Genomic DNA, 1637 nt, shown 5'->3' on the forward strand with positions numbered 1-1637 from the left:
TTAATCAACAAAGTTGTTTTGAATACCATTACAGTAGTAAAATAGAAAGGAGTTAACCCTGAATATGCTCACACAAAACCAGATTCAACACTTTGAAGAAAAGGGATGGTTAGGCCCCCTGGATCTATTTACAAGTTCAGAAGTAGAATCGGTAAAAAAATGTATAGAAACTAATAGTTCAATTAAAGAAGTAGAGGGTCAGCCGATGATGATGCTCTACAACAATGTCCTGAACCTCAACACATCTCGTGACCTTCATCTGTTTCATCAACCGATAGCCGAGATGTTTAAAAACAACAAAATTGTTCGGGTACTAAACCAGCTGGGTGGGGACAATTTACTATTGTGGAACAGTAATGTTTTTTGCAAAATGCCAGGGGAAGGAGAGATCAAATGGCATCAAGTTTATGATTCTTACGACCCCAGCGCCTATGATCCTCAAAAGCCAGCACTGCTTTACCCGAATACTGAAGATATTATAAATATATCAGTATGGATAGCTTTAGATGATGCTACTCTCGAAAATGGCTGCTTACATTTTGCTAATGGGACACACAAGGAAAAATTTGGGCGAGTCCAGGTACCTGCTGAGGAGGGAATGTTTGCGGGTATAAAAAACCATAAAATGGTTTGGCAAGGGCGGAGAAAATACTCAGTAGTGTTTGACTTCGATGACAATGAATGGGAAGTGGAAGCTGTACCAGCGCGCATGGGGCAAGCTATTATTTTTACCGAAAGAGTTATGCATTCCTCTCCCCCCAATAACTCCAAGAAACAACGCCGACTAGGTATTAATGGACGTTATGTTCCTCCGAGCGTACAGGTTTATCCACACCGTTTAAAAGGCGATTTCATCGACGAAAATTTTCATAATATCAAAAAACATTTTTGTATCCTGGTATCAGGGCAAGATGATTATGGCATCAATGTCGTTCGTGATTCTCATGATCTAGACAATATAGAGTTAGAATTTCAGACCATGTCCAACTTAGTTCGCTTTGGTCATGTTCAACTACCTAAAGGCAAGAAAGAAATAGAGCTTGAGACTCTCTATAAACAAGCAATGGAAGGGGATTGTCTAGAGGAGGAGCCAGATCCGATTCTGCAACCTAGAAAGTATATTCAATGGCAAGCCTGGAATCAACTTAAAGGCATGAGTTGCAGTGAGGCCATGAAGCAATACAGTCAAATAGTAGCCAAACTGCCAGTAGTGGCTCAAGAAAAGGAGCTGCCTCTAGAAGAAAAAATTAAAGCTTGGTTAGTCGCTTACATCGCCAAAGTTTTTAACATTGAAGCAGATGAGGTGAATAGTACTCTTCCTTTTGAGCGCTATGCTCTAGGATCGGCTGATGCAGCAAATCTAGTTGCTGAGTTGGGAGCTTGGCTAGAACGAGATATTCCTGCTACTGCGCTTTATAGTTACCCAACTATAGAGTTTTTGGCTAAGCATTTAGTTTCGTCATCCTGAAGATAAGGTGCAAATTACATGGATCCAACCGCGATTATAGGTATTGGTTGTCGTTTTCCAAGTGCTGGAAATCCAGAAAGCTTTTGGGATTTGCTGCGGCATGGGGTGCATACCATCACTGAAGTTCCGTCAAATCGATGGGATGTTGATGCCTTGTATCATCCAGATA

2 protein-coding genes are annotated in these 1637 nt (G+C 41.0%); both read left to right on the forward strand.

Going from position 1 to position 1637, the window contains the following annotated elements:
- Positions 1 to 64: 64 nt before the first annotated feature.
- Positions 65 to 1468 (forward strand): acyl-CoA-binding protein, encoded by a 1404-nt coding sequence (locus tag F6K51_RS36895; RefSeq protein WP_293031038.1) that lies wholly within the window; start codon positions 65 to 67, stop codon positions 1466 to 1468.
- Between the two features lie 18 nt (positions 1469 to 1486).
- Positions 1487 to 1637 (forward strand): beta-ketoacyl synthase N-terminal-like domain-containing protein (locus tag F6K51_RS38865; protein WP_365940634.1); only part of this gene is annotated, 151 nt, incomplete at its 3' end.

Source organism: Moorena sp. SIO3I8, from assembly GCF_010692325.1.
Classification (GTDB): domain Bacteria; phylum Cyanobacteriota; class Cyanobacteriia; order Cyanobacteriales; family Coleofasciculaceae; genus Moorena.

Excerpts from the sequence above, each read along its gene's own strand:
- F6K51_RS36895 (WP_293031038.1), top strand. The coding sequence starts at position 65 with ATGCTCACACAAAACCAGATTCAACACTTTGAAGAAAAGGGATGGTTA.